The organism is Acinetobacter oleivorans DR1, assembly GCF_000196795.1.
Lineage (GTDB): Bacteria > Pseudomonadota > Gammaproteobacteria > Pseudomonadales > Moraxellaceae > Acinetobacter > Acinetobacter oleivorans.
The window spans coordinates 416973-443943 of record NC_014259.1 but is presented as its reverse complement, the minus strand read 5'-3'; the positions used below and the strand labels follow the sequence as shown (position 1 = coordinate 443943).

The window sequence follows — 26971 nt, the reverse complement described above, 5'->3', positions numbered from 1 at the left end:
TTGTCTTTAAGAAGTAGGAGTTCTTATGTCCAAGAGTGGGTTTGGTCAAATGTATCGTCGGCTTTCGAGTAAACTACTTGACCTCGTGGTAACACCACATGTTCTTGGGGAAGTTCCTACTGAACCAGTATCAGAAACAACAGAAACAGAAGCAAAGACTGAGCGCCAAAAAGTGGTGTGCTATGTCTTACAAAACCACTCTCGAAGCAATGCTTTGGTGGTTGATGGAGAAACGCGTCGTTTAAATTTAAAACCTGCGTTAGATCCATTAGTTGTTGGCACTCATCAGGAAAAAGCATCAGTTTTATTTTTACAGCACAATGATGAAAATAATTTACTGAATCCTCCTCCTCATGCTTTTCCACCACGCTTACTAAAACTGATTGAAGTCTTACAAGAAAATCCTGAACTTGATATAGAGCTTGTTCCAGTTACCGTTTTATGGGGACGCTCACCAGATAAAGAAGATTCTTGGTTTAAGCTATTATTTTCAGATACATGGGCTACACCAAGTACCGTTAAGCAATTGGTCAACATTGGCTTACATGGTCGTCAATCTTACTTAGAGTTTCATGAACCACAATCGCTACGTGAATTGGTTGAATATGCTCAACAGCATTATCCGAACCTTTCACCAGCCACTTATATTGTAAGTACGTTAAATGATTACTTAGATCGTCAGCGTGAAGTAGTGTTAGGCCCCGATTTATCGGATCGACGTAATGTCATGCAGTCGGTTGTCAAATCTCGTGATGTTCAAGAAGCAATCCGCCGTGAAAGTATTCGCGGGAAAGTGAGTATGCTCGAAGCTGAACGCCGTGCGATTGGTTATGTCAATGAAATCGTATCGGATTATTCACATTCAGCAGTGCGCTTTGCCGATCTTGCTTTAACGCGCTTATGGACCCAGCTTTATGACGGCGTAGATGTGCATAACTTCAGTACCGTTCGTGAACTGGCAAAAGATTATGAAGTGGTTTACACACCTTGCCACCGCAGCCATATTGACTACTTATTATTGTCTTATGTGATTTATAGACGTGGTCTTATGGTTCCATATATTGCTGCAGGTGATAACCTAAACTTACCTTTCGTTGGTCAGCTTTTACGTGGTGGTGGTGCCTTCTTTATTCGCCGCTCTTTCCGCGGAAATGGCCTTTATACAACGGTATTTAAAGAATATTTATATAGTATTTTGTCACGTAACACGCCACTTGAGTACTTTATTGAAGGTGGACGTTCGCGTACAGGACGCCTATTACCGCCTAAGACTGGCATGCTTGCCATGACGGTTCATAGTCATTTACGTGGCCGTACAAAGCCAATTGTATTTGTACCCACCTACATTGGTTATGAACGCCTGATGGAAGGCTCGACCTACGTAGGCGAAATGCAAGGTAAACCGAAAGAAGCTGAATCAATTTTTGGTATTGTGAAAACCTTACGAAAAATTGAACGTATTTTCGGTAAAGTCCACGTGAACTTTGGTGAACCTGTTTTCCTTGATGATCTGCTTAAACAACATAATGCAGAAAACGTTTTTATCGAGAAAAATGACGACCCAATTCCTCAAGCAGTTTCAGATGCCGTAAATAGCTCTGCACATGCAATTTTAGAAAATATTAACCGAGCTGTGGTGATTAACCCTGTCTCTTTACTTTCTATTATTTTACTTGCAACTCCAAAGCATACGCTTGATGAAGAAATTTGCATTAAGCAGCTTGAAGCTTACCGCAATCTAGCATCGAACTTCCCATATGACCAACGTATGGAAGTAACGCCGCTTTCTGGTAAAGAATTATTGCTTATGGTTTAAAGCTTAAACTCATTAAACGAGTTCAGCATGCACTCGGCGATATTATTGCGATTGAAGATAACCAAGCTGTTCTTCTCACCTATTTCCGTAATAACATTTTGCACGCCTTTGTTTTACCGTCATTGGTTGCATCACTTGTTGAACATAATGGAAAAATCAGCCGTTCAGATTTAACCAATGTCATCTATACGCTCTACCCATTCTTAAAAGCAGAGTTATTCCTTAAATGGAAGAGCAGCGAACTTAAAGAACAAATTGAGCAATATGCAAATGCATTGGTTCAATCAAACCTTATTCAGCAAGATGATGAAGGTAATTTAATTAGCTCTGCACCAAACACTGAAGAGCATAATCAGCTTGTTGTTTTAGCTACGCCTGTTAAGCAAAGTCTTGAGCGTTACTACATGACGCTTGCGCTCATTACTCAACGTGGTTCAGGTAATATTTCTGCTAAACAGGTTGAAGAATTAAGTCATTTACTCGGACAACGCTTGTCAGTTCTATATGAATTTAATTCGCCAGAGTTCTTCGACAAAGCTTTATTCCAAAGCTTCCTAAAAGTACTTACACAGCAAAATTACATTCGTACAAACGACCAAGGCCAAATCGAGTTTGATGATAATTTCCGTCAAATGGCTGCTGGCGCACAGTTGGTTCTTGATGAAGTAACCTTACAAATGTTGCAGCACATCACGACCTTTAGCGACGAAGAATTAAAAGATGCGCTTGAAGCGATGGCATCTCAACAAGCAAAACGACGTTTAAAGCGTAAAAAATCTTAAGGTTTTTACTCAAAATAAAAGGCAACTTCGGTTGCCTTTTATTTTATTAGCGCATTGGGCATTCAAAATAGCGTGGATCATCCATACAACGTAGACGCTTCATAAGTTGAACAAAATAAGCATCGTAATAACCTGAAAGCACGTACTGATTACGTATTTTGGCAACCATCACGTCGTAGCTCTGCTTTTCATAAAAAGAAACATCTACCCAGTAATAGGCAGGTAAATGATTTTCCCATTGGGTTGCGCGGTTAGTCAGTAATTGACTATTTTGAACAAACCATCCTCGAATTTTTCGACCAAAATTAGCAGGATAAGCTTGCGGCTTAATAATTAAATTAACGCCAAAATATGCCAAAGGAAAGTTAATGACTTGGACATCTGGTCCAAATTCTTTTTGTAAGTTATATGGTAATAGTCCATACACTGGCGCTGGAACAATATCGATTTTGTCTTGCTTAAATTGCACAATCGCATTAGATAAATCAACATAAACTGGCTGAGCACCTACACTTCGTACCAATGCTTGTTGTGGTGGATTATTTGGTAACACGCCAATACGTTGATTTCTTAATTGAGCAACTCTAGAGATTTTTTTATTTTTTAGAACCATATAGGCCGTACCAACAGGAATCATCCCTACAGCTTCATAATCCTTAGAAATTAATCTTTTTTCGACTGTTGGATGATTCAAAAGCTGTAATAAGCTTTTAGCGGTACGATTATTAGGAATAAGCCCGATACCAGCAGTGCTTCCCATAAATTGGTTATAACGATAAGTATTAAAATTAGATGCCGCTAAACCTGAACATTTACCATCATCAAAAGCTTGTATGGCCTGTTGTTCTTTTTGATAGGTCACCACTTTAAATTTGACTTGGTATTGCTGTGCATACAATCGAATGTCATTTAAACGACGTGTAATATCCCCTTGGGAACCAATCGGATCATATGCACACCACACCTGATCCTCGGCCCAACTCGCAACAGCTGTTACGCTCAAAATAAGAGCTAAACAAATTCTTTTCGCTTTCAAACTTTTTATCTTTATCGGCAATTTGACTGCCTCATCAGGTATTTCTGTTCTTATTTAAAGTTTAATCAAAATTTTATTTAGTGCTATGAACATTTAAACATAATAAATAGTCATTAAAGCAAATTGGATGCTCTAATTGAAAACCCGTTTCAGGCAAATGCTTCGCATAAATTCGTTTACCTGAGATTTGGTTTGATTCTAACGTTAACACTGGTAAACCCAATTGTTTTTGGAACCACACGACAACTTCATGCAAAGGCAATGGTTGGTTATTAGTCACAATATAGCTGGTTTGATGATTTTCATAGTCCGCCATAAAAGCCAAAAACTTTGCTAAATCATCAATATGTATTCGATTGCTATAATGTATATTTGGATAACTTTGACTATTTTCAGCCATCTTCTTCAAACGGGTAACTGAGGTTCCGTAAATCCCAGTTGGGCGAATAATTACACATTGTGCTGGATAATGTTTTTGCCAAAGGAGTTCCATAGTACGCAATATATGGCCTTGTGCATCATTTGGCTGAATTTCACTAAAATCATCAATGATCTCCCCTGCATTTTCACCATATACCCGTGTAGACGACACTACGATTATTTTTTTTACTGGATGTATTTTTAATGCATCTCGAATCGGTTCAATACTATCGACATAAGTATGTTGGTAGCCCTCAACCGTACTCTCGTTTGGAGAAAGTAAAATATATACGACATCCACAGGTTCAATTTTACTTAAATCGAGTTTAAAGATATCTTGAACAAGATGTGTTGCGTAACGATCCGTTTTTACACTACGGCTGATTGTGGTAATTTGATGTTCTTTCTCAAATAGTTGTTTAGCAACACGCTGAGATGTTTTACCATAACCGATAAATAATATATGCATAGAAAACTCGTTGAGGGGACATGACTTCAGTCCATCAGTTACAAGGCGTTGGATCGGCTTCAGCAGCCCTGCTCGAAAAACTAAATATTTTTACCACAGATGATTTACTGTTTCATCTGCCACGTGATTATGAAGACCGCAGTACAATTATTGCAATGAATCAACTTGTGGTTGGGCGTAGCTATTTACTCGAAGGTGAGGTCAGATCAATTGACTTCCCTCCGGGAAAACGAAAATCTATGGCGGCCTTGGTTCAAGATGAATTCGGTAAAGTTACCTTACGCTTTTATCATATTTATAAAAACCTGACTGACAAAATAAAACCGGGTCATCGCTTACGTATTTTTGGTGAAGTTCGTGTCGGCGCTCGCGGGCTTGAGATGTATCATCCCGAAATTCAGCTCATTCATGAACATACACCTCTACCAAAAACTCAGCTTACAGCAATTTACCCAAGTACGGATGGGTTAACTCAACCCAAACTCCGCGAATATGTAAAACAAGCTTTAAAGCACCATAGTGATGCCTTACCAGAGCTGCTCCCAAAAAAATATACTAATGGCTATGCGCTTAAAGAGGCTTTGTATTACATTCATGAGCCTCCTATTGATGCGAATATGCTCCAGTTGGCCCAAGGCTCACACCCAGCCCAACAACGACTTATTTTTGAAGAACTAGTTGCGCACCAAATTAGTTTACTTAATCGCCGTGCGTATATTCGCCAAATTGCATCCCCAGCTTTCTCAAGCAGTAAAATATTAGCTAAAAAGCTTTTAGAAGCCTTACCTTTTCAAATGACCAATGCACAAAAACGTGTATCTAAAGAGATTTTGAACGACTTAAAACAACACCAACCTATGCTGCGCCTAGTACAAGGTGACGTTGGGGCTGGAAAAACCTTGGTTGCAGCTGTAGCTGCTTGTCATGCTTTAGAAGCCGATTGGCAGGTTGCATTAATGGCTCCTACCGAGATTCTTGCAGAACAGCACTATTTGAATTTTAAACGTTGGTTTGAACCATTAGGTATTACAGTTGCTTGGCTATCTGGCAAACAGAAAGGTAAAGCCCGTGCCCAAGCAGAACAACAGATTAAAGAAGGCCACGCGGAACTTATTGTTGGTACACATGCCTTATTTCAAGACAATGTTGGCTTCGCTAAATTAGGGCTAGTAATCATTGATGAACAACATCGTTTTGGTGTAGACCAACGCTTAGCTTTACGTAATAAAGGTGCTGAGCAATTCACCCCACACCAACTCGTCATGACAGCCACTCCTATTCCAAGAACACTAGCAATGAGTGCCTATGGGGACTTAGACACATCAATTATTGATGAGTTGCCTCCAGGCCGTACTCCAATTCAAACCGTTACGATTCCACTTGATCGTCGTGAAGAGGTACTTCAACGGATTGCTTCGAATTGTAGAGATGGGAAACAGGCATATTGGGTATGTACACTGGTTGAGCAGTCTGAGACTTTAGATGCTCAAGCCGCCGAAGCCACCTACCAAGAAATGAAAGAACGCTTTCCTGAGCTTAATATTGGCTTAGTGCATGGCAAAATGAAAGCTGACGAAAAACAGTCGGTCATGCAAGCGTTCAAAAATAATGAGTTACAGCTTCTTATCGCAACCACGGTCATTGAAGTTGGTGTCGATGTCCCCAACTCTTCTATTATGGTCATTGAAAATGCTGAACGCTTAGGACTTTCTCAGTTACACCAATTACGGGGTCGCGTAGGTCGAGGCGCACAGGCCAGCTTTTGCGTCCTTTTATACAAAACGCCTCTTTCTCAAAATGGGCAAGAGAGACTTTCTATTTTAAGAGAAAGTAATGATGGCTTTGTGATTGCAGAAAAAGATCTTGAGTTACGCGGACCGGGTGAATTACTAGGTACTAAACAAACTGGGGATATGGGTTTTAGAGTTGCTCGTTTAGAGCGAGATGATCACTTACTCAGTCAAGCTCATTATGTAGCTCAGCAAGTCTTAAAAGATTATCCAGAACAAGCAGATGCGCTATTAAAACGTTGGCTTCCGGAAGCGCCTCGCTACGCGTATGTTTAGTTTCTTAAACCCACAGCATCTTATTCAATTACTCTCACCTTGCTTATTATGTGAGTCAGATGTACGTGAAAAACATTCGCTCTGTAAGGACTGTTGGAAGCAGTTACCTTGGCTTAAACAAACAATTCAACGCAATGATCAATCAGTTCTTGTGGCCTGTGATTATGCTTATCCAGTTAGCCGGATCATTCAGCAGTTTAAATATGAACAGAAATTACATTATGAAATTTTGTTAGGTGAAATTTTACAACAACTCAAATTTCCCAAGGTACAGGCTATTGTGCCTATGCCTATTTCTAATCAACGTTTAATCGAACGTGGTTTTAATCAGTCATTGTTAATTGCAAACATCTTAAGCAAACAATTAAAAATACCTGTTTGGCAGCCAGTACAACGTCTTGCTGAACATTCGCAAAAAGGGCTTTCTCGACTTGAACGCTTTGAGAACATTGAGCAACAATTTATTGCGCTTTCTGAAGAAAAACGGCGTTATCGCCGTGTTCTTATTATTGATGATGTAATAACCACTGGAAGCTCTATTCATGCGCTCAGTCAAGCACTTAAACAATTAGGCTGCACATCTATCTATGCCGCTTGTTTAGCGGCAACTCTGACCAGTTAAAACGATTAAACTGTAGATAAATGCTGCTCACACCAAGGAATAACAATTTCACGAGTTAATGGTGCAAGGTGCGTTTCTGAATCATTTAAGTCAACCCATTTCATTTCTGCAATTTCGGCTGCGATTTTGGGAGCCTGATCGAGCTGAACAAGATATAAATGACTAACTAGAATATGATCTGGTTCATTGGCAGCTGCTGTTTCGAAACGACCAAGAAATTGTTCAATTACACAAGAACTTCCAACTTCTTCTAAAATTTCTCGCTGCATTGTGACATCTGGCGCTTCATTGGCTTCCAGCTTGCCACCTACTTGCATAAAAGCATGAGTATTACGCTTTCTCACGAGCAACAACTGATTTTGCTCATTCAAGATCACTGCAGCAGCGACCGTAATTGTTTTCACTTATTTAACCTCGTTTATGGTTGAACATCTGCATTTGTCCATTTTGGAGCAGGAGGCTGATATTGCTCAAATTGTTGAAGAATGTCTTCAATTTTGTCTGATGCGATCAATTTATCAACGAACCGTGCTTGGCTAAATCCATTATCTACCGTCCCTTGAATCATTTTAAGTAAATCTTCATAAAAGCCAGCTACATTTAAGAAAGCACATGGCTTTTGATGAATACCTAATTGCGCCCACGTCCATTGTTCAAAGATTTCTTCCAATGTACCCGCACCGCCAGGTAAAGCAATAAAACCATCGGAGAGATCCGCCATTTTGGTTTTACGCTCATGCATATTTTCGACCACATATAATTTGGTTAAGCCCGGATGAGCTAACTCACGATCGACCAAAGCACGAGGAATGACGCCAATGACTTGCCCACCTGCCTGCAAGGCACTATCAGCGACAACGCCCATTAAGCCTGAGCGACCGCCGCCATAAACCAAGGTCTTACCTTGTTTTGCAATAGCCTCACCTGTAATTTTGGCAATTTGTTGGAAAATTGGGTTTGAACCAAGAGATGAACCACAGAAAATACAAATTGAATTCATAGTGTAAAAAACCGTTTTATTGAACTGTCATGCTGACAAACTAAACTATCGATAGAGTTTTTTTTTGCAAAATAGCGTATTGGCAAGTGTTTTTCGGCAAATCCTTGTCTAAAATACACCCATCCATTTCCATCAGACTGCGTGAGGAAAAAAGACACATGCTTGAAGCCTTTTATGCCACAGAACGCGGAAGTCTGGAAGATGCCACCATCAATGGTGGATTTGATCTACATCCCGAATTAGTCTGGCTTGATCTTATTGCACCCTCACAAGAAGAGCAACAATGGGTACTAGATGCCTATGACCAAAATTTACCCACACTAAAATCGCTAGAAGATATTTCATCCTCAGCACGATTCTACCGTGATGATGATGGTATTTTGCATATCAGTACTTATTTTTTAACGAAAAATAAAAACTATCAAGTGGATGGTGATGCAGAAGATTCATCACACATTTTAGCGATGGTACAAACGGTCGCATTTATTTTACATAAAGACCGTCTCTTTACGATGCGAGGAGAAAAATTAGTTGCGTTCCGTGCCTTTCGTGCGCGTGCTCGCCGAAATGACTACGACATGGACTATAAAGATCCAACATGGATTTTATTAGGTCTTCTTGAAGCAAAGCTTGATGAGCTTGCGGATATCTTAGAAGATATCCACAAAGATTTAGAAAAATACTCGACAGAGGTTCTTAACAATCACCAACGTGAACAAATTCTAGATCTAGATGACATGATTACGCGCCTAGCTCAACAAGAAGACATGCTAGGAAAAGCTCAGCTCTGTTTAATTGATTTACGACGTGTACTTACTTTTTTATCACGTCCTCGAGCATTAGGCAGTCATATTTACGATGCTGATATTCGAGAATTGAGTGAAGATGTCCGCTCACTCGTAGAACATGATGCTTTCTTATTCCAAAAAGTACGATTCTTGCTTGATACAACGTCTGGATTCATTAATACCGAACAGAATGACACGATCCGTCGATTCTCGATCTTACCAAGTATGTTAGCTCCTCCGATGCTTATTGCCAGCATCTATGGGATGAACACAGATGTACTTCCTTTTGCCCATGGTACGACTAGTTTCATCATCGTTTTACTGATTATTATCGGTTTCTTTATTGGCCCTATTATTTATTTCCGCTGGAAAAAATGGATTTAAGCTTTGTAATAAAATGCTAGTCCAAAGCATAAAAAAGCACCTAAATATAGGTGCTTTTTTACATCTAGAACATCAGATCAAATGTAGATCTTCCTGCAAATGGCAGGCTTGAATGATCTTCAGCATTTTTTCGGGTACATTTTTAAAATGCAAACCAGCTTTTTGTGGAGTCACTCGTAACCATTGAACTAAAACAGCCAATGCCAAGGTACTACCATGCTCAAGCTCTGTTAAATCTACCACCAGAGGAAAGCTTTGCTGCTTCTTGATGATAGCTAAACCTGCTTGATACTGTTGTTCCGCATTTTCAAAATCAATTTTTCCCGAAACAACCAATTGTTGGTTGAGATACTGAACCACTCTTCACCTACTATTTTTGTTTGTTCTGATTAACAGCAGCATCCGCATCCGGTTGGAAGGTTGCAATTGCTTTATTCAAATCGCCACCATTACGTTTCACTGTTGCAGCAAACTGATTACGGAACTGTAATCCCAAATCAATGCCAGAAACATTGATATTACGGATTTTCCACTGTGTACCTTTATCAGCTAACTGGAAAGATACTGGAATTTTGTCGCCGTTATGACTGAAGTCCAATGTCACTACTGGGTTTTTACCCGCAGTTGCCTTGTAAGGGCGCATGGTATAGCTTTGGTTCGTATATTTAGCAAATGCACTACCGTAATTTTCAATTAAAGTATTACGGAAGTTAGTTTCGAACTGAGCACGCTGTGCCGCTGTACTATACTGATTTGTTGCATAAGTACCCATTACAATACGAGTAAATGCTTGTGAATCAACATACGGGTCTAAATTCTGACGTACGATACTCTTCACTAATGCTGGATTATTTTGCAATTTTGCATGATCAGCTTTCAAACGAGTAATCAAACCATCAGCAACACGCTTGATAAAATCAGGTGGTGCTTCTGAAGGTGCAGCAAATGCTGTACCTGCAATCATGGTAGACAAAAGACTTGCTGTCAGGGTTTGTTTAAACAACGTATTCACCAGGAACCACTCCTTCAAATAATCTTTTACTCAACAAATGAGGCTTGTGCACTATCTTTATCAGTGCTTGCAGGAGCACTCGCTTCTGTTGAGCCTGAACCGGCAGCAACTTTACCAGCCCCACCACCAGTAATAAATTTACTAATTAAATCTTCTAAATCCATAGTTCCTTGAGTGTTTGAAATCGTGTCACCTCGTTTCAAGTAGTTCACACCACCACCAGGTACAACTTTCAAATATTTTTCACCCAACAAACCATTGGTTGCTACCATTATATAAGCATCTTCATCAATACTTGTGATGGAGGTCATGTTACTGGTCAGTTGCTGTTCCATTGCTTTTTGTTGCTCTGGAGAAGCCTGAGTATAATCTGAGCTATAACGCAACTCTTCCAGCGCATTCTTCTGAACTTCTTTTAATTGTTCAGGATTGAAACTTGTCAATTTTCCATCTAAACCAAATGTTACGGTAGCCAAACGCGTAACCGGATCAAGCGTAATTGAATCAACACGACCAATTGTAACCCCACTCATTGTTACTTTAGCACGTGGCTTTAGCCCATTGACGTTATCAAATTGAGCCTTCATGGTATAACTATCACTTAAGTTAGTACCAACAAGCCCACTAACTTTCATTGCTAAGAAAAACAATGCAATACCGAAGATAATAACAAAGATACCAACGGCCAGTTCACTACTACGTGATTTCATTAAATCCCTCCGAACATGACCGCAGTCAACACGAAATCAAAACCTAAAACACATAATGAAGAATACACAACCGTCCGGGTCATTGCCGTTGCAATGCCTTCTGGTGTCGGATCACAAGCATAGCCTTGATAAACAGCGACCCATGTACAAATCAAAGCAAAAACAATACTTTTAATAATCGTGCCATTGATAATGTCATGCCCGAAACGCACTGTATTTTGCATGCCACTCCAGAAGGAGCCTTCATCAGCACCTAAAAAGTCAACACCGACCATCTTGCCACCAATAATCCCAATGGCGGCAAATATCACAGTTAACATTGGCAAACTGACAATACCAGCCCAAAGACGTGGTGATACGATTTGCTTTAAAGGGTCAACCCCGATCATTTCCATACTGGCAAGCTGTTCGCTTTGCTTCATTGAACCAATTTCGGCAGTCAATGCAGAACCTGCTCGTCCTGCAAATAGCAATGCAGCAACCACAGAAGCAAGCTCACGGAGTAGGGTTAACGAAATCGCTGTACCCAACATTGACTCAGCACCGAAAGTGACCAAAATGCTATACATCTGCAAGCCAAGAACCGCACCAATAAACAAACCAGAAACGGTAATAATAAGTAAGGACATCACACCTACGCGGTGCATTTGGTAACCAAAACGACCAAAACCACCCTTGCTAGGAAGTGAAAAAATAATCTGCAAGAGCATATGTGCCGCAGCACCAATGCCTCGAATCCGCTCAATAACGAGTCTACCTAACCAGGCAATCGTATTCATGGACGAACCTCGTTATTTAAATAAGCTAGATGACTAAACTGGTATTCAACTGGTCCTTCTGCCGAACCTGTTAAGAATTGGTGTACAAATGGAGAAGCATGTTTTTGCAACTCTTCAGGTGTACCCTCTCCCTGAATTTTTCCTTCAGCTACCACATAGATGTAGTCAGCAATCGATAATGTTTCTGCAACATCATGCGAAACAATAATTGTTGTTAAATCTAATGCTTCACGTAGTGAACGAATTAAACGTGTCAAAACTCCTTTCACAATTGGGTCTTGACCAGCAAAAGGTTCATCGTACATGATTAAATCGGGATCAAGTGCAATCGCGCGAGCCAATGCTACACGACGATTCATACCACCTGAAAGTTCTGTCGGCATTAATTGTTCAGAACCACGTAGACCCACCGATTCAAGTTTTAATGCAACCAGTTCAGCAATGAGATTTTCAGGAAGCTTTGTGTGCGCTCGGATTGGAAACGCCACATTTTCATAAACGGACATATCCGTAAATAGAGCTCCACTCTGAAATAACATTCCCATACGTGCACGAGCGGAAAAAAGTTCCTGACGAGACATTTTGGCAATATCTTTAGCGTCGAGTAAAACTTCCCCCTGATCTGGAACTAATTGTCCACCAATCAGACGTAATAAAGTTGTTTTACCTGTACCAGAAGGTCCCATAATGGCCGTAATCTGGCCTCGACGTATATTTAAACTAATATTGTCATAAATGACGCGTTCCCCTCGATTAAAACTCAAGTTCTTTACTTCAATAAGCGGTTGAGTCGAGAGAGGAGTTTTATTATTCATAATGGCAATCGTTCCTGCACTTTTATGCACGCATACTATAACACTGAAAATTAGCAAACTTGTTGTAATTTTGACAAAAGCAAAGCTAACTTACTTGAGAGAATTCGAAGAAGTATGTTCGTAAAAAGAGGTCAATTCAGAGGCTTGGAATTGCTCAACAGAACTTCCATTTATAAAAGCGTAGGCGAAGTAAACCCCATTACACAAAACGAGTGCAATAAAAAGATAAGGCAACCCATGCTGAACCAGAAGGTTCTTCAACTGTGCCATTATTGTTTCTTTTCGCTTACTTTTACGCATTATTTAATAAAAAATTGAACCAATTCACATTTTATTAGTTTATAACAAAACTGAAAAATAAAAAAGGCCAGTATTTTACTGGCCTTTTTTCAAACTAAATATTGATTAGCGGTCGAATTTACGACGCGGCGGTTTGTCATCAAAACTACGACGCGGACGATCTTCACCACCAAAGCTACGTTTTGGACGATCTTCACCAAACGCTGGACGTTCACCACGTGGTTTGTCATCGAAGCTACGACGTGGCTTATCGCTGAAACCGCCTTCACGACGTGGACGATCTGAGTTGAACTCGCGACGCGGACGATCTTCACCACCGAACGCTGGACGTTCACCACGTGGTTTATCATCGAAGCTACGACGTGGACGATCTTCACCACCAAACGCTGGACGCTCGCCACGTGGTTTGTCATCAAAACTACGACGCGGACGATCTTCACCACCGAAGCTACGTTTTGGACGGTCACCAAAACCACTTTCGCGACGTGGTTTATAATCTACGCGATTACCACGGTTGTCATCATTCGAGTCAAAACGTGGTTTATCATTGAAACCACCTTCGCGACGCGGACGATCTGAACCGAACTCACGACGTGGACGATCTTCAAAACCACCTTCACGACGTGGACGGTCTGAATTGAACTCGCGACGTGGACGATCTTCACCACCAAATGCTGGACGCTCACCACGTGGTTTATCATCGAAGCTACGACGTGGACGGTCATCACGACCACCTTCACGGCGTTTGAAATTGCTTTCGCCTTCAAAACGACGACCGCCACCGAAACCGCCGCCACCACGACGACCATCACGGCTACCGCCATTACCGCCACGACCACGACCACCGCCATCACGACCTGAACGAGCAGGAGGTGGAGATGGCTCTAAGCCTTCAATTTCTGAAACACTTAAACGCGCTTCTAAATATTCTTCAAGTGCACGAATCTTACCGCGTTCACGATAAGTCGCTAAAGTAATTGCTTGACCAGTACGACCAGCACGACCTGTACGACCAATACGGTGTACATAATCTTCATGCTTCATCGGAAGACCGAAGTTAATTACGTGAGAGATTGTCGGAACATCAAGACCGCGAGCAGCAACGTCAGTTGCAACTAAGATTTTTGCACGACCTTCACGAATACTACGTAAACGACGGTTACGAACTGTTTGTGGCATTGCACCATGAAGTGCAACTACAGAATGACCTGCTTCAGCAAGTTCTTCTGCCAACATATCTGTATCTTCTTGCGTACTAGCAAAAACAACAGCTTGATCTAAGTTTTCATCACTTAACCAATGGGTAAGTAATTTTTTCTTATGTTCGAAGCCATCAGTCCAATGCAATGTTTGCGTAATATCAGTATTGGTTGAATGACCTGTTTCAATTGCGATACGCATAGGATCTTTCATCATGCATGATGCAAGACGAATAATACGGTCAGCAAATGTTGCAGAGAACATTAATGTTTGTTTACGGTTAGCCGCTAATTCACTAATTGCTTCTAAGTCTTCAGAGAAACCTAGGTCAAGCATACGGTCCGCTTCATCAACGATTAAAGCATCTACTTGATCTAATTTAATTTGACGACGATTTACCAAGTCAAGTAAACGACCAGGTGTTGCAACAACAACTTGCGCGCCTTTTAATTGTTGAATTTGTTTTGCAAATGGCATACCACCCATAATGGCAGCAATACGAACACCTTTCATGTGACGTACAAATGCAATTGCATCTTGACTTACTTGCTGAGCCAATTCACGAGTTGGTGAAATTACCAAGATATTCGGTTGAGTTACTGCTTTCATACGGTCTTTGAACGGTACAACAGTTTCTTGACCAGCTAAAGCATTTAATGTTGGGAGTAAGAATGCAGCAGTTTTACCAGAGCCAGTTTGGCTTGATACAAGAAGGTCTTTACCTTCTAAAGCAGCAGGAATTGCTTGTTCTTGCACAGGAGTCGGGGCAGTAAAACCTAAACCTTCAAGCGCTTGTTGTAAGGTTTCATGCAAAGAAAATTCGGCAAAAGTTTTGCTCATAGAGAGTTTCACCCTTGTGGGTGCTCCATTTTTAATAAATACAAAAAAATAGACATCGGCAAAAAGCGGCAAAGCAAAATTAGCTGAAACGTTTTTTCAGCAGCAATCCGAGTAACGACGATGTGGACTAAACGCACGCTTGATTACGGCCGAACCTGAAGAATCGCTGAGCGATTGGGGCGCAAGTAATGGTCCTCTCTATGGACAGCGTGCGCTTACAATGAATAGAACAGAATGTTCAGGTAATGAACGGAAATTTAAGTGCGTTGGCGGATTATAGCAGAAATAATTTAAAAGTCACCTTTTTTAATCAACTTTATGCATATTTCTTGAATTAACTTAATTTTAATCTTTATTTAAAACATAAAACCCTCTGATTACAGAGGGTTTTATTAATAATGAACCAAATTATTTTGCAGCTTTATCCCAAGCTGGAACAACTGTTTGCATTAAAGGTTTTAGCAGTTTAAGCGAACATGCGAGTACTTGACCATTTTCAAGTGAGTTATTACCACCACGTGCGTCAACAACTACACCGCCCGCTTCTTTAAGAATAAGTTCACCAGCAGCGATATCCCATGGCTTTAAACCAAGCTCAAAGAAACCATCGAAACGACCCGCAGCTACATACGCTAAATCTAGAGCAGCTGAACCACCACGACGGATTTGTGCACCTGCTTCAGTAACAGCTAATAATGATGCGAAATGCTGCTCTGCATAAGATACGATTTCGCCAGCACGTTTAGCACGGTAAGGATGGCCTACTGCCAAGAATGTATTTTCTAAACTATCTTTTACATTTACACGAATACGGCGTTGATTCATAACTGCACCGCGACCACGGCTAGCAGAGAATAACTCATCACGTACTGGATCGTAGATTACGCCGTGTTGAGTAACACCTTTATGCTGAACTGCAATTGAAATACAGAAATGAGGGAAACCATTAATAAAGTTTTGTGTGCCATCAAGCGGGTCAATTACCCAGCACCACTCTGCATCATGGCCTTTGCCTTCTTGTAAACCAAACTCTTCACCTAAGAAGCTATGGTTTTTATAACTTTTACGTAACGTATCAATCGCTAACTGTTCTAAATAACGATCTACACGCGTTACTGGGCCATCAATGCCTTTCTCTTCAACTTGTAAATCGAGTTTATGACGATTTTGATGCGCTTTTAAAAGCTCTTGACCAACTGTTTGAGCCGCACGCGCAGCCATAACCACCATAGGTTCCATTGAACACCCACTAGACAAATTTGAAGATTTTGACAAAGAATAATGCATAAAAGCGCAAATATTTTAGCAAATATATGCGCTTTTAGGGGGAAAATGTTTCAAAAATTTTATTGAGGGTTAAACGACCTGGTTTAACTTGATCCAAACTTTCTCAATTGAGCTCAAAATACCCTTAGCGTCTAGACCACAGTCTTGCAACATTTGTCCGTGTGAAGCCTGTTGTAAGAACAAATCTGGTAAGCCTAAATTAATGATAGGTCTAACAATTTGTTCTTGCGCCATGAACTCATTTACTGCACTTCCGGCACCACCCATAATGGCATGCTCTTCAACAGTGACAAATAAATGTGTGTGCTCAGCCAAATCACGAATAATTTTTTCATCAAGTGGTTTCACAAAACGCATATTTACAACACGCACACCCACATCATGTTTTTGTGCAAATTGTTCAGCAGCTTCTATGGCAACCATAACGCGGCTACCAAATGCTAAAATTGTAATCTGTTCATCACAAGCAGATTTAATTTCAGCAACGATTTCAGCTTTTCCTAACTCAATAGCAGTCAATTCTTGCTGAATTTCAACACCTACACCTGCACCACGTGGGTAACGTACTGCCGCTGGTCCATTATAGACATAGGCTGTATGAAGCATCTGACGGCATTCATTTTCATCTTTTGGCGCCATGATGACCATGTTTGGCACTGTACGCATGTATGCATAATCATATGCACCTGCATGAGTCGGACCATCTTCACCAACCAAACCTGCACGGTCAATTCCGAAAGTCACATCAAGGTTTTGTAATGCGACATCGTGAATAAGCTGATCGTAACCACGCTGTAAAAACGTTGAATAGATTGCAACAACAGGTTTTAAGCCTTCACAAGCCATTCCTGCAGCAAGTGTTACTGCATGCTGTTCAGCAATCGCAACATCAAAAAATCTCTGCGGAAATTCTTTAGCAAACTGAACCATGCCTGAGCCTTCACACATCGCTGGTGTGATCGCAAGTAGACGTTCATCTTGTGCAGCTTCATCACATAACCACTGACCAAATACATCAGAATATTTAGGTGGTGTTTTACCTGCCGAGACTGCATTAATTTTGCTAATTGCATGATAGGTAATCGGATCCGCTTCTGCTGGAGTGAAACCTTTACCTTTTTTAGTATAGACGTGGACTAAACGTGGGCCTTTACGCTTCTTGAGAGCATTAAATACTTGGGCCAGTTGATTTACGTCATGGCCATCGAATGGGCCAAAATAATCAAAACCAATTGCTTTAAATAAATTATCTGCCGCATCTGTTGCAGATTGATGCAAACGAGAGTTATAGGTCCATTTTGGATGTGGCTGAATGTAAGCCTCACCATGTTCATCTACATTTACTAAATGACCTTTTTCCCAAATTGCAGCCAAATGTTTAGCAAAGCCACCTGTACTACAAGAAATTGACATGTCATTGTCATTAAGAACAACTATTAAATCAGCATCATGTGCAACAGCATCGTTCATGGCTTCAAATGCCATACCTGCTGTCATTGCACCATCACCAACAATACAAACGACTTCACATGGGTCGTTTTGATAGCGACGTGCTAACGACATTCCTAAACCAGCTGAAATTGCTGTTGATGAATGCCCTACGCCGAATGTATCAAAAACTGATTCTTCTCTGGCTGGAAATGCTGCTAAACCATTTTTAGAACGAATCGTCGTCATCTGCTCACGACGACCTGTCAGGACTTTATGCGGATACGCCTGATGTCCCACATCCCAAACTAATCGGTCATTTGGTGTATTAAAGCAATAATGCAGCGCAACCGTCAGCTCAACCACGCCGAGATTAGCACCGAAATGGCCACCACTCTGGCCTGCTGCATATAAAATATATTGACGCAACTCATCAGCCACTTGAACCAATTGGCTATGCTCGAGCTGACGTAATTGTTGAGGATGATCAATTGCATCTAACAATGGCGTAACAGGGCGTTGAGTTGGAATTTCGGTATACAACATATGTGGCAAAGCCTTTATAAGCCTGGCAAATCCTAAGCTGGGTCAAAATGGGTCGATCATACAATCGAATGAAGTCACCTTCAATCAGCCACATTTGCGAACGAGGTCATGCAAAGCAGTCTCTCATACATCATGGGTATGGTTGGCAGATTATCCTGAATAATCTGACTATTTATCAACTATTATCGTCATCTTTATACAAAAAAGAAAACCTTAGTGTGCAAAATGATTATGACAATTCGACCAATCTCCCAGCATTACGCTATACTTTAAACCGTTTTCGGTTAAAAGATGAGTTAATCTGTGCCTATAGAGTTCATTGCAACATCAAAACTCCCGACCGCTTTTGGTGAATTCAATATTTCTGTGTTTCAAGATCCAGTATCAGGTGAAGAACATGTGGCACTTTCTAAAGGGTTAGAAAATCCCCCTACAGGCCCTGTTTTGGTTCGTGTACATTCAGAATGTTTAACAGGTGATGCCTTTGCATCATTAAAATGCGACTGTGGTCCTCAATTGCAGGCAACTCAAAAGCTCATCAACGAGGCAGGCCAAGGCGTTATTTTATATTTACGTCAAGAAGGTCGTGGTATTGGGCTTACAAATAAAATTCGCGCCTATGCTTTACAAGATCAGGGGCATGACACCGTAGATGCTAATTTACTTTTAAATTTACCTGCCGATGCACGTCGTTACGACATGTGTAGCATCATGCTCGATCATTTAGAAGTAAAAGAAGTTAAATTAATTACCAACAATCCTTTGAAAATTCAGGCACTCAAAGATCAAGGAATTAATGTTGTTGACCGTGTTCCATTAACGGTTGGACGTAACCCTTTTAATGAGCAATATTTAAAAACCAAACGTGAACGTATGGATCACCTTTACCAAAAAGATGATTTTTTAAAAAAATAAATATTAAGAAAGCAATCACAAGGGATTTTTGAGACATTTCTTAAAAATCCCTTACTTTTTTTATGGTTTTGTGTTTTGATGTATCTATCTCCTATCTCAATCATCTTTGAGGGTCATTATGCAACATCCGACTTCCACAGATATTCAACGTGTCCGCGAATTTCTCCTCGATTTACAAGCCCGTATATGTGCTGCTTTAGAACAACAAGAAAAAGCTGGTGGCGGTACGAGTGAATTTATTATTGATGATTGGGAACGTCCGGAAGGTGGTGGTGGACGTTCACGCGTATTGCAAAATGGTACAGTGATTGAAAAAGGTGGTGTGATGTTCTCTCACATCAACATTAGTAAACTGCCCGCTTCCGCTACAGAAAGACACCCTCAAATTGCTGGTGCTAAAGCTCAAGCACTCGGCGTGTCATTGGTGATTCACCCTAAGAACCCGAACATTCCGACTTCTCATGCCAATGTACGTTTATTCGTTGCAGAGCCTGAAGGACAAGATCCAATTTGGTGGTTTGGCGGTGGTTTTGACTTAACTCCTTTTTATCCAGATGAGCAAGATGTTATCGATTGGCATCAAGCCGCACATGACCTATGCCAGCCTTTTGGTGACCATGTCTACGCTGAACATAAAAAATGGTGTGATGACTATTTCTATTTAAAACACCGTGATGAACAACGTGGTGTTGGTGGTTTATTTTTTGATGATCTCAATGGCTGGGATTTCGAAACTTGCTTTAAATATATTCAAGCTGTAGGTAATGGTTATTTAAATGCCATTCTGCCAATTTTTGAAAAACATCGTGAACAGCCGTATACAGAAGCTCAACGTGAGTTCCAAATTTACCGTCGCGGTAGATATGTCGAATATAACTTAGTATATGACCGCGGAACATTGTTTGGCTTACAAACAGGTGGACGTATCGAATCTATTTTAGTCAGCCTACCGAACCTTGCAGGTTGGTCGTATCGTCCAGAATGGGATGAAGATTCCCCAGAGAAACGTTTAACTGACTATTACCTAAAACCACGTGACTGGTTAAATCTAAAAGAAAAAGTTGCTTAATTTTTTGCTTTTTGGAGATTCTTTGGCTTCCACCCTAGAGAATCTCCTTTTTTATTTTCACTTTTCTGAACCTCATTCAAATATTTTTTCTTATTCCAATTTGGCTTATAGTGAGGCCTGCTGAATATTCAGCACACGTTTTTAACTGCTTCATGCCATTTTAAAATTTTGGATATAAGAATGACCAAACAGTTTGCAGTAATTGGCAACCCAATCGAACAATCACGCTCTCCTGAATTGCATCATGCTTTCGCTCAAAAAACAGGTGTCGATCTCGACTATCAAAAACGTCTTGCCCCTCTTGATGGTTTTGAACCGAGTATGCGTAGTTTCTTTGCAAATGGTGGAAGTGGTATGAACGTTACCGTACCATTTAAAGAACAAGCTTTTGCTTTGTGTGATGTGCTAACCGAACGTGCTCAAATTGCGAAAGCGGTGAATACATTATGGATGCAGAATGGCAAATTGCATGGCGATAATACTGATGGCCAAGGCTTAGTGGCCGCAATTCAAGCCTTAGGCTGGAACCTAGAAAATACAAATATTTTAATTTTAGGAGCTGGGGGTGCAACTCGTGGTGTTATTTATCCACTGGTACAGGCTGGTGCTAAGAAGATTGTGATTGCAAACCGTACTCTCGTTCGTGCAGAGCAACTTGTAGATGACTTAAAAGCAGCAGTTCCTCAAGCTCAATTACAAGCAATTTCTCTAAGTGAGTTAGAAGGGAGTTTTGACATTGTAATTAATGCAACTTCTGCAAGCCTTTCAGGTGATGCATTACAATTACCAGAAAATCTAGAGTTCAAGTATGCCTATGAAATGGCTTATGGCAAGCCATCTAGCTTCCTTGAGCAAGCTAAACAACGCAATGTGCCATATTCAGAAGGTTTTGGAATGTTAGTGGGTCAGGCTATTGAAGCCTTCTATATCTGGAATGGTGTAAGACCTGAATTAAAAGATTTTCTATAAAACAAAAAGAACCTACTTTAAGTAGGTTCTTTTTTGACTGCATTTATTATTTTTTGGTCACAACCATTTGCTGATAAACATCTCGGAAAATCTCATAATCAATAAATTCATTATGTTCAGGTTTTAAATTCTGAATTGTTTTTTCCGTAAGTTGCTGTTTACGCGCAGCAGCATAAGCCTTACCTAAAATATCAGCTGTTTGCGACAACAATTGTTTTTCTTCAGCAGAAGCACCATTTTGTTGTTCAAATTTTAATTGATATTGCTTCGAGAAAAGCTGCTCAGGCTGCTTATATTGTTTCTGTAATTTTTGCCATGCTTCACGCCCTGCCTCACCTTGTATTGTCGTAATCACAATATGGTCCACAGCACGACCTAAATCATTATCAAATTGCTCTTCTTGCTCAAGATGATGCTTTTTCTGCAGTGCTTCTATACGCTCTAAAGCCTTACCTTGAGGATTATAAGTTTCTTCTTCAGAGAACCAGTAAGCATAAACTTCAGCAATTTCTTGCAACTGTTGAACTGAATAATAATGAATATATGACGGTTTTTCGGCAGTCAATTTTGCAATAAACACAGCTTTATACGTTTTGTCATAGGCACGTGTTGCATCATAAGTTTGGTTAGCCAACAGCGCCAGACTAGAATCTAAATCTTGTACATCGCTATGTAAGCCAACTGGATGTTCAGAAACATCACTCTGCCCAAGTTTTTCACTAAAGCCTTTTACAAAGTTTTCAAATAACGAACCTTTGCTTGCTTCAGCAACTGATTTAGCTTGTTTAAGCTGCTGCTGGTCAATTGAAGTGGCTTTACCATAATTTAAAATTTGCATGTCCATTTTAATATTAAAGCGATGATTAAACTCGGCTGGTGTATAGGCAACATCGTAATCTGCGTTGACTAAACGGCCTTTTTCATCAAGTCCAACATCAATCGTAATTGGATTTCTTTGTTTTGGTAAAGCTTGTTCAATCTCGGCTTTATGTTTTAACCATAAAGCTTTAAATGCATCATCATTCACAAACTGGTTCTGATCATAAGCAGCAAAAGTTTGTTTTAAGGATGCTTGACGAGCTTTCATCTGAGTTTTTTCGGTATTTACGGCGCTCTGATCAAGCACATTAATACCGTAAATTTGACAGTAATTAATATCACCTAAGGCAACTGGTTTCTTAAGAGACTGTAATTCAACACACTGATCTTCTGTAAGTGTAGCCACTTCTTCATCTTGTGCAGTTGATTCAGCATTTGCAACAGCAACGTCTTCGGCTTGAGCTGAATCAGAGGCTGCTTCTGCTGCTGCCACATCTTGAGCTGCACTTGCTTGCTCTTCATCACCTTCCTCAGAAGCCAATGTATTGCCAAAATGAGCATTAATAAGCGAATAAAGTTGCTGACTGACAGCCGCTGCATCTTCAGAAGAAACCTTCTGCCCCTCAGCACCAGTCGCCTTTTTCTTAGCTTCAGAAGCAGCAAGATCAGTTGCTATAGATTCGGCAATCTTTTGATCATCAAATCCTAAAACATTTTTTTGCAAATATTTTTCATTGACTTGACCATAGAGTTCCGATTGCAGCAATAACTCTTCGACCGTATCTTTTAGACGAATTTTTTCTACAATTCCAGCTTTACGGTCAGCATCGGTAATGGGTAAACGCTGTAAATTTTGTGGTTCAGCCAAACGATAAGATACCGCGCTAGAAGCTTTCGCATATTCAACAAACTTCTTCATATCGACGTTTGTAAACAGATTTTTATACTTTGAAAAATCGACATACGCCAAGTTATTTTGATTGTCTTTATTTACTAGATAAGGCATTAATCCGAAATAATTAACGTAAAATTTATAGTCTTTCAGATCAAGTACCATTGGCAATTTTGCCTGTACCAATAAAGTCGGTTTCTCATATCTTGCAGTGAGATTTAATGACCCCATTTTTTGACGGTAATGAACTGAACCATCGTAACTAAATTGGAGATCATTTAATAAATTAATTAATACGGCATTTACTTTTTCTGAACGTGATTCGTCAGATACACCCGAAACAGATTGCTCATTTGCAATTGCAGCATAAAGCGCCTGCTTCTGTTTTTTATTCAAATTAGTTTTTTGTTCACGTAAATATTGATCTACTTTTTTTTGCACTCCAGCATCAAGCTGAGCCGTTTTCTCTACAGTACTGATTTTCTTAGGCTGATTTGGATCAACATTAACTTTAAAATGCCCGCGGTAGTCATAGCTTGGGTATTCATACATCGCATTCATACCCTGAATGACTTTTTGATCTAAGTTGGCAGAGGCCACTGATGGACGTAGGTTATGCTGCGCACATGCGGTCAAACCCAAACTAAATAAACATAAACTGAGATATTTTAAATGCATAACCTTTTTTAAAACCTTATAGCTTTATCTTTTTAGCAAAACTTGCTAAAAATAAAAAATAGTTGTTTTTTCACATAAAAGTATAAGTCCTGAATGTAGCAGAAAATGTATTTTCGGGTGTATTTATTTTCGACAAAATTCGCTTTTCTGACATTTCTTTCGGATGTGATTATCATTGTATTTTTATCAGGTGAGTGAATAATCAAATCATCGATTCAGATAATCCCACAATGATTCAAAATTAGGATTAAAGCCATGCCAGCATATAAAGCCCCGCTACATGATATTCGTTTCTTAATGAATGAAGTATTAGATTACCCTGCTCACTATAAAACTTTATCAAATGGTGAAAATGCAGATCCAGATACAGTTGATATGATTCTTGAAGGTGCGGCAGATTATTGTGAAAACGTATTGTCGCCACTTAACCAGCCTGGTGATGAAGAAGGTTGCCATTTTGACAATGGTGAAGTGAGAACGCCTAAAGGCTTTAAAGAAGCTTATGACCAATTCGTAATGGGCGGTTGGCAAGGTCTTTCTTATCCTGAAGAATTTGGTGGTCAAGGCCTACCAATGTCATTAAATCTGATTAAATCAGAAATGATGGGTACTGCAAACTGGTCATTTACGATGTACCCTGGCTTAAGTTCGGGTTGTATGAATACTATCTTGCAATTCGGTACTGATGAGCAAAAACAAACCTATATGCCTAAACTTGTTGAAGGAACTTGGAGCGGCACAATGTGCTTAACCGAACCTCAATGTGGTACGGACTTAGGACAAGTTAAAACTAAAGCTGAACCTCAAGCAGATGGCACTTATAAAATCTCTGGTACAAAAATCTTCATTTCTGCCGGTGAACATGACTTAACTGAAAATATTATTCACATCGTACTTGCACGTCTTCCAGATGCTCCTGCTGGTACTCGTGGTATTTCATTATTTATTGTACCTAAATTCATCCCTACTGCTGATGGCGGTGTTGGTGAGCGTAATACAGTCGCTTGTGGTTCAATCGAACACAAAATGGGGATCCGAGCTTCTGCTACTGCGGTGCTGAACTTTGATAATGCAACTGGTTATTTAATCGGTGAAGTGAACAAAGGTCTACATGCAATGTTTACCTTCATGAACACAGCACGTATTGGTACTGCTGTTCAAGGTATTGCACATGCTGAGTTATCTTATCAAGGTGCGTTACCTTATGCGAAAGACCGTATGTCTATGCGTGCACTTTCTGGTAAGAAAGATCCAGATAAAGTTGCTGACGCAATCATTCATCATGCTGACGTACGCCGCCTATTGTTGACTCAAAAAGCAATTGCTGAAGGTGGTCGTTCAATGATCTATCATGCTGCAAAACTTGCAGACAAAATGACAGATGCATTAACACGTGGCGATCAAGCTGCTTACGAAGACTATGATGACAAGCTTGGTTTCTATACCCCGATTTTAAAAGGTTTCTTGACTGAACTTGGTTTAGAAGCTGCAAATAACGGTATGCAAGTTTACGGCGGCCACGGCTACATCAAAGAATGGGGCATGGAACAAATCGCTCGTGATGCTCGTATTTCAACGTTATACGAAGGTACCACAGGCATTCAAGCACTTGACTTGATTGGTCGTAAAGTATTGCTTAGCTCAAAAGGTAAAGTGGTTCGTGACTACACTGCTGAAATCTTAAAATTCTGTGCTGCGCACGCACGTAATAAATACTTACGTCGTTTTGCTTGGGACTTAACTAAGCTTTGTGCTCAATGGAATACTTTAACTGTTCGTATCATGCTTGCTGCACGTAAAGACCGTGATATCGTATCTTCTGCTTCTGTAGACTTTTTAATGTTCTCAGGTTACGTGATGATGGCTTACTTCTGGGCGCAACAAGCAGTCATTGCTTCTGAAAAACTTGAAGCAGGTGACGGTGCAGAAACACCTGAATTCTATAAAGCTAAAATCAAAGTTGCAGACTTCTACTTTGACCGTATGTTGCCTCGTACTCAAGGTCATGCAGAGTCGATGGTAACAAGCTCTCGCACATTAACATCATTACCAGTTGAACACTTTAGCTTCGACTACTAATGATTTTTAAATAGAGAAACGAAAAGAGCGCAATTCATATTGCGCTCTTTTTTATTCAAGTAATATTTATTCTTTAGTTAATACATAAGCCTGATTTGGAACAAAATAGTTTTGCTCTAAAAATTCACGATTTTTACCATAATCGCTATAAAATAGTTTTTCTAGATTCATGACCAATCTTTTGTTTGAATCAAAATTAAAATAAAAATTAACTTTAGATAAAGGACATTGAATGGTTAACTCATGCTCTTTTTCATCCAACTTCCAATTTAAAGAAGGACACAATTCATTTACAGCAGCACTTTTAGCCCCATCTTTACTTCCCACGCGACCAAAATGAATAACATTCCAATAAGCCGATCCATTGGGTAATAAATTTAAAATGTACTCTGCTTCGCCCGACTCACAATCAGCAAAAGCATCCTCACATGAAATTCGGGTGTGATATCGCCCTACATATTGCAATAAGGTTCCGCTTAACTTTTTGGTTTGATCTAAGTTCTCTTCAGGTAAAAAAGTACGTCCTGCCACATAATCTAATGTTTTTGTAGATGTACTATTTTTTATTAGATTTTCTTCATGCGTAGAATTAGAGCTGGCACTAGAGTGATCTTTTGAGTTGGCATGGTTTATATCGCAAGCACTCAGTGTCAGGCACATCATAGCCCCTACAACTAAATACTTAACTAAAAAACTAGACCGCTTCAAAGACATATACATTATTCACAGATAACAGCAACCGCCATGTTTATATTCATTTCAGGCATTAACCAATTGCTGTAATAAACCCTTAAGCCCTGAAAAGGTGCATTTTAGTTGATGTTGGTTTCCTTCATTCCAATCCTTTACATATTTTAACCAATTTACTTTTGAGAGGACTTTAAACCCGTTATTTCGCCTCCATATTTTTATTAAGCAAGAGCATAATAGCTTCTTGTAATTATTTATCTTTAAGGAGAATTAGATGGCCAGTTCTGGTTTATATCGCTCGAACCGACACAGCATGATCGCCGGTGTAATGGGTGGTATTGCTGAACGTTTTGGTTGGAACGTAACTTTACTACGTGTCATTTTTGTTTTGATCTCAGTTATGAGTGCGGCCTTTCCAGGAATTTTAGTTTATCTGGTTTTATGGTTAGTCATTCCGAAAAAACAGCCAGAGCATATTGAAGGCTATCGACAATCCGTTCGAACAGTAAATGAAGAACAAGTACGTTAATTAATAATTTTGGTCGCTACGGTTGCATCCC

At 40.0% G+C, this 26971-nt stretch carries 23 protein-coding genes and 1 pseudogene; 9 read left to right on the top strand and 15 right to left on the bottom strand.

Annotation, left to right across the window (positions count from 1 at the left end; translation table 11 throughout):
* The first annotated feature begins 25 nt into the window (after positions 1–25).
* Positions 26–2598, top strand: a pseudogene (gene plsB, locus AOLE_RS02065) (glycerol-3-phosphate 1-O-acyltransferase PlsB).
* A gap of 46 nt (positions 2599–2644) precedes the next feature.
* Here the strand turns inward: plsB and AOLE_RS02060 are convergent.
* Together AOLE_RS02060 and AOLE_RS02055 are read right to left on the bottom strand one after the other, a co-directional pair.
* Positions 2645–3634 carry a putative solute-binding protein gene (locus tag AOLE_RS02060; RefSeq protein ID WP_013196774.1) on the bottom strand — a complete coding sequence of 330 codons (990 nt, stop codon included), beginning with the start codon at positions 3632–3634 and terminating at the stop codon, positions 2645–2647.
* A 73-nt stretch (positions 3635–3707) separates the two neighbouring features.
* Complete coding sequence (locus tag AOLE_RS02055) at positions 3708–4523, bottom strand: NAD(P)H-binding protein (protein WP_013196773.1); 816 nt, start codon at positions 4521–4523, stop codon at positions 3708–3710.
* A 20-nt stretch (positions 4524–4543) separates the two neighbouring features.
* Here AOLE_RS02055 and recG point away from each other — a divergent pair, with 20 nt between their 5' ends.
* Both recG and AOLE_RS02045 read left to right on the top strand, forming a co-directional pair.
* Complete coding sequence (gene recG / locus AOLE_RS02050) at positions 4544–6589, top strand: ATP-dependent DNA helicase RecG (protein ID WP_013196772.1); 2046 nt, start codon at positions 4544–4546, stop codon at positions 6587–6589.
* A complete protein-coding gene (locus tag AOLE_RS02045; RefSeq protein WP_013196771.1) occupies positions 6582–7211 on the top strand; it encodes a ComF family protein in 630 nt (209 codons plus the stop codon). Before recG ends, AOLE_RS02045 begins: the two co-directional genes overlap by 8 nt.
* A gap of 5 nt (positions 7212–7216) precedes the next feature.
* Here the strand turns inward: AOLE_RS02045 and AOLE_RS02040 are convergent, their stop codons facing one another.
* Entirely contained in the window at positions 7217–7615 is a 399-nt protein-coding gene (locus AOLE_RS02040; protein ID WP_013196770.1) for an NUDIX hydrolase, read from the bottom strand.
* 14 nt (positions 7616–7629) lie between these two features.
* Positions 7630–8211, bottom strand: coding sequence for an LOG family protein (locus tag AOLE_RS02035; protein ID WP_005301199.1), 582 nt, complete (start codon positions 8209–8211; stop codon positions 7630–7632).
* 158 nt (positions 8212–8369) lie between these two features.
* On the opposite strand from AOLE_RS02035, the gene AOLE_RS02030 reads away from it, so the two are divergent.
* Positions 8370–9383, top strand: coding sequence for a CorA family divalent cation transporter (locus AOLE_RS02030; protein ID WP_004789661.1), 1014 nt, complete (start codon positions 8370–8372; stop codon positions 9381–9383).
* Between the two features lie 72 nt (positions 9384–9455).
* On the opposite strand, the gene AOLE_RS02025 is transcribed toward AOLE_RS02030, so the two are convergent.
* From AOLE_RS02025 to dxs, 9 genes are all read right to left on the bottom strand, one after another.
* The gene (locus AOLE_RS02025; RefSeq protein ID WP_004789663.1) at positions 9456–9743 is read right to left on the bottom strand and encodes an STAS domain-containing protein; all 288 of its coding nucleotides are present in this window, start codon (positions 9741–9743) and stop codon (positions 9456–9458) included.
* A 10-nt stretch (positions 9744–9753) separates the two neighbouring features.
* Positions 9754–10395, bottom strand: a complete 642-nt coding sequence (locus tag AOLE_RS02020) for an MlaC/ttg2D family ABC transporter substrate-binding protein (protein WP_013196769.1) — start codon at positions 10393–10395, stop codon at positions 9754–9756.
* Between the two features lie 26 nt (positions 10396–10421).
* A complete protein-coding gene (gene mlaD, locus AOLE_RS02015; protein ID WP_005301188.1) occupies positions 10422–11105 on the bottom strand; it encodes an outer membrane lipid asymmetry maintenance protein MlaD in 684 nt (227 codons plus the stop codon).
* Positions 11105–11884 (bottom strand): lipid asymmetry maintenance ABC transporter permease subunit MlaE, encoded by a 780-nt coding sequence (gene mlaE / locus AOLE_RS02010; protein WP_005301186.1) that lies wholly within the window; start codon positions 11882–11884, stop codon positions 11105–11107. The genes mlaD and mlaE overlap by 1 nt, the downstream gene beginning before the upstream one ends.
* Positions 11881–12699 (bottom strand): ABC transporter ATP-binding protein, encoded by an 819-nt coding sequence (locus AOLE_RS02005; protein ID WP_005301184.1) that lies wholly within the window; start codon positions 12697–12699, stop codon positions 11881–11883. Before AOLE_RS02005 ends, mlaE begins: the two co-directional genes overlap by 4 nt.
* Before the next feature lie 90 nt (positions 12700–12789).
* On the bottom strand, positions 12790–12999 hold the full coding sequence (locus AOLE_RS19650; protein WP_081399100.1) for a hypothetical protein: 210 nt from the start codon (positions 12997–12999) through the stop codon (positions 12790–12792).
* 105 nt (positions 13000–13104) lie between these two features.
* On the bottom strand, positions 13105–15039 hold the full coding sequence (locus AOLE_RS02000) for a DEAD/DEAH box helicase (protein WP_013196768.1): 1935 nt from the start codon (positions 15037–15039) through the stop codon (positions 13105–13107).
* A gap of 408 nt (positions 15040–15447) precedes the next feature.
* Complete coding sequence (locus AOLE_RS01995) at positions 15448–16278, bottom strand: inositol monophosphatase family protein (RefSeq protein ID WP_004789677.1); 831 nt, start codon at positions 16276–16278, stop codon at positions 15448–15450.
* 117 nt (positions 16279–16395) lie between these two features.
* Positions 16396–18300, bottom strand: coding sequence for a 1-deoxy-D-xylulose-5-phosphate synthase (gene dxs, locus AOLE_RS01990; protein ID WP_013196767.1), 1905 nt, complete (start codon positions 18298–18300; stop codon positions 16396–16398).
* Between the two features lie 303 nt (positions 18301–18603).
* On the opposite strand from dxs, the gene ribA reads away from it, so the two are divergent.
* From ribA to aroE, 3 genes are all read left to right on the top strand, one after another.
* Positions 18604–19215, top strand: a complete 612-nt coding sequence (gene ribA, locus AOLE_RS01985) for a GTP cyclohydrolase II (protein WP_005301174.1) — start codon at positions 18604–18606, stop codon at positions 19213–19215.
* Between the two features lie 118 nt (positions 19216–19333).
* Complete coding sequence (gene hemF, locus AOLE_RS01980) at positions 19334–20284, top strand: oxygen-dependent coproporphyrinogen oxidase (RefSeq protein WP_013196766.1); 951 nt, start codon at positions 19334–19336, stop codon at positions 20282–20284.
* Positions 20285–20464: 180 nt separating this feature from the next.
* The gene (gene aroE / locus AOLE_RS01975; RefSeq protein WP_013196765.1) at positions 20465–21253 is read left to right on the top strand and encodes a shikimate dehydrogenase; all 789 of its coding nucleotides are present in this window, start codon (positions 20465–20467) and stop codon (positions 21251–21253) included.
* Positions 21254–21299: 46 nt separating this feature from the next.
* Here aroE and AOLE_RS01970 read toward each other — a convergent pair whose 3' ends face one another.
* Positions 21300–23642: a hypothetical protein gene (locus AOLE_RS01970; RefSeq protein ID WP_013196764.1), complete on the bottom strand. Its 2343-nt coding sequence runs from the start codon at positions 23640–23642 to the stop codon at positions 21300–21302.
* 255 nt (positions 23643–23897) lie between these two features.
* Here AOLE_RS01970 and AOLE_RS01965 point away from each other — a divergent pair, with 255 nt between their 5' ends.
* Positions 23898–25721, top strand: coding sequence for an acyl-CoA dehydrogenase C-terminal domain-containing protein (locus AOLE_RS01965; protein WP_005301163.1), 1824 nt, complete (start codon positions 23898–23900; stop codon positions 25719–25721).
* 66 nt (positions 25722–25787) lie between these two features.
* Here the strand turns inward: AOLE_RS01965 and AOLE_RS01960 are convergent, their stop codons facing one another.
* The gene (locus tag AOLE_RS01960) at positions 25788–26435 is read right to left on the bottom strand and encodes a hypothetical protein (protein ID WP_081399099.1); all 648 of its coding nucleotides are present in this window, start codon (positions 26433–26435) and stop codon (positions 25788–25790) included.
* A 250-nt stretch (positions 26436–26685) separates the two neighbouring features.
* Here AOLE_RS01960 and AOLE_RS01955 point away from each other — a divergent pair, with 250 nt between their 5' ends.
* Positions 26686–26940, top strand: a complete 255-nt coding sequence (locus AOLE_RS01955; RefSeq protein WP_004789692.1) for a PspC domain-containing protein — start codon at positions 26686–26688, stop codon at positions 26938–26940.
* Positions 26941–26971 lie beyond the last annotated feature (31 nt).